General features: G+C 59.2%; 2 protein-coding genes. One reads left to right on the top strand and one right to left on the bottom strand.

Features of this window, described 5'->3' with window-relative positions; translation table 11 throughout:
- Positions 1-135 precede the first annotated feature (135 nt).
- The gene (locus POM99_RS22145) at positions 136-1,497 is read left to right on the top strand and encodes an aminotransferase (RefSeq protein ID WP_277280978.1); all 1,362 of its coding nucleotides are present in this window, start codon (positions 136-138) and stop codon (positions 1,495-1,497) included.
- A gap of 77 nt (positions 1,498-1,574) precedes the next feature.
- Here the strand turns inward: POM99_RS22145 and POM99_RS22140 are convergent, their stop codons facing one another.
- A complete protein-coding gene (locus POM99_RS22140; RefSeq protein ID WP_155706397.1) occupies positions 1,575-2,594 on the bottom strand; it encodes an AraC-like ligand-binding domain-containing protein in 1,020 nt (339 codons plus the stop codon).
- Between the last annotated feature and the right edge of the window lie 434 nt (positions 2,595-3,028).

Below are 3,028 nucleotides of genomic sequence, written 5' to 3'. Positions count from 1 at the left end.
TCCACCCGACTTCGGCCGTTTGCGCGACGACAGACACCGCTCGGGGCGAAAAACGCTTGCCCAGCGAGCAAAATCAGGCGATCTTGAAGTCAAGCGGCAGGCCACTTGGGGAATGTCGGATCAAGTGAGAACCAAATGTACAGCAGCATCGCAAACAAGGATGTCGCAGCCCACCTGCACTCCTACACCAACCTGGCCCAATCGGGCCAGGTCGAGCCCCTGGTCATCGTCCAGGGCGACGGCATCCACGTCATCGATGAGAAGGGCCGGCGCTTCATCGAAGGCATGTCGGGCCTGTGGTGCGCATCCCTGGGGTTCAGCCACCCCAGGCTGATCGCGGCCGCGACCAAAGCGATGCAGACACTCCCCTACTACCACACGTTCTACCACCGCACCAACAGCGCCGTGGCACAGTTGGCCGAGCGGCTGCTGGAAGTTGCACCAGTGCCGATGGGCAAGGTGTTCTTCGCGAGCTCTGGATCGGAGGCCAACGACAGTGCCGCCAAGATGGTCTGGTACTACCACAACGCCATTGGTAAGCCCCTGAAGAAGAAGATCATCGCCCGCCGCAATGCCTACCACGGCGTGACCGCGGTGGCCGCGAGCATGGGTGGTCTGGCCAGCAACCACAACGACTTCGACCTGCCGATTGCTCCACGCTTCCTGCACACGGACTGTCCGCACCACTACCGCTATGGTTTGGCTGGCGAATCAGAAGAAGCGTTCGCAACGCGTCTGGCGCAGGTGCTGGAGGAGCAGATCCTGGCCGAGGGCCCGGACACTGTCGCGGCGTTCATCGCTGAGCCCGTCATGGGGGCAGGCGGCGTCATCGTGCCGCCCGCGGGCTACTTCGAGAAGGTCCAGGCCGTTCTGCGCAAGTACGACATCTTGATGATCGCCGACGAGGTCATCTGCGGCTTTGGCCGCACCGGCAACATGTTTGGTTCGACAACCTTCAACATCCAGCCGGACATCCTGACCTGTGCGAAAGGCTTGTCATCCGCATACATGCCGATCTCCGCCGTCATGGTCAGCGCCAAGGTCTACGAGGCGATCGCCGCCAACAGCGGACGCCATGGGACTTTCGGCCACGGCTACACCTACTCTGGCCACCCGGTTGCAGCGGCCGTGGCGCTGGAAGTATTGAAGGTTTACGAAGACGACAACATTCTGGCGCGCTGCCGGGATCTTGCGCCCCGCTTCAGTGGCGCACTTCGCAGCCTCGTGGAGCGCCGCTTTGTGGGCGAAGCACGAACCGTGGGTCTGGTCGGCGCTATCGAACTGGTGCAAGACAAGGTGTCGCGGGCGAGCTTTGCGCCGGATCGCAAAGCTGGCGTCAAGCTTGCGCAGTATGCGTTGGAAGAAGGCTTGATCGTGCGACCGCTCGGCGACACGATTGCGCTGTGCCCGCCGCTGATCATCGATGCTGGTCAGATCGACGAAATGTTCTCCCGCCTCAATCGCGCACTGGACCGACTGGAGCCAGAGCTGTCCTGAGAAAAGCGGCACGGCTCGCTCGCCGTGCCGCATCGCGCGCGTGGACTGCGGGCGTCGGCCGCCTGCAGGCCGCCTGATCAGTGGTGCGTGCGCGAAATCGCGCCGCTCGCGATCTCAATGCCTGCCACCGGCACTCGCCCAGCACCCCGAGCCATCTTAGGCGCGCGCAGTTCGCTCGGTGCCTGCCCAAACTTCTTGCGGAAAGCATTGGAAAACTGCGCGTGGTCGCTGAACCCCACCGCATAGGCAATTTGAGCGATGGAAGTTTGCGGCGCAGCTTTCTGCAGCATCTCGTAAGCGGACTGCAGTCGCTTCTCGCGAATCCACTGACAAACAGAAGCTTCGGCATCCTTGAATAGAAGGTGCAGATACCGCAGGGAAATTCCGCATGCTTGGGCAATGCTGTCCGGCGCCAGATCGGGATCGCACAGGTTCTTGCGCACGTATTCCTCAATCCGGGCCAAGTGTGCGTCGCGAACGGCGGACTGAGAGGACTGGAGTGCGTCAGGATGGCCCTGAAGACTTAGCGCGAGCAGATCCACGAAATGCGCGCCCATCAAGGCACGAACGTTCGCGTCATAGGCCATTTCACGGTGACGCATCGTGAGGCGGAAGTAGTCTCCAAGCAATCCGCCTACCCCTTCCTGTGCATCGTAGGAGCGCGCGCAGAAGCGCTTGGGTTCCCCAATGCGGGCACGCAACGAAGAAACTGGGATCTTCAATACCCACATTTCGTTGTGGCGGCTGTGTCCAAAAACGAACGGTTCTTCGCTCAGTTCCAATAAAAACTGGCCTGGGTCGCATCGGGTCGTGCGACCCAATTGGCTGAACTCAATCTCACTTTGGACTGGAAGAGTGACCAGCACTTGGCGCTCATTCGTGCTGCAGTCCTTCTGCACGCGCTTGTAGATGGCGCCATCGGAGGTCATGCAAGAGAGCTGGACAACCGACAAATCCCACGCTTCGAGAACTCCGTTGAAATGCTCTGAATTCTGATAAGACAGATGCATATCGAAATACGTGTCCGCAACCGCACGGTTCCAGTAGCCAAAACTTGAATTGCTGCGCTGTTCCAGTGTTGAAAATGTCTTGTCCATGCTTGCCTCTTCGATGCATGGGTCGCTGCGATGCAGCTGAACCACATGTGATTTTCACAGTTATGCATGGTTCATGCCTGCGGCGGGCCTTGGTATATACCCCTAGCTGGTGCGTTTGCAGGGGGCAGCGGGACCTCTTGCTGTTAATTTCCACGCAAAACTGACCCAGGTTTTTCATTCAAATCTGACCCGCCTTGGGGATGGATTCAGAGGGTTGGTTTTGTCTGTGCCTGCGTCTCCTCGTTATTCATGGCAATGCCTGCCGAGCTGTTCCTGAAGCGAAAGCTGTCATTGCCTGTTTCTAGAATATGGGCTCTTTTGAAAAACGAGTGGGTCAGGTTGCATGCTGATTGAGTTTTCCGAAGTCCAGCTTGCCAGCGAGCAGGAACACCATGGTGCGGATGGTGGAGAAGCTCGCGTAGCCACGCGCCTTG

This window comes from Novosphingobium cyanobacteriorum (genome assembly GCF_029436685.1).
GTDB classification, from domain to species: domain Bacteria; phylum Pseudomonadota; class Alphaproteobacteria; order Sphingomonadales; family Sphingomonadaceae; genus Novosphingobium; species Novosphingobium cyanobacteriorum.
Note: the sequence above shows the minus strand (reverse complement) of the source record. Positions and strands in the feature narration are given on the sequence as shown.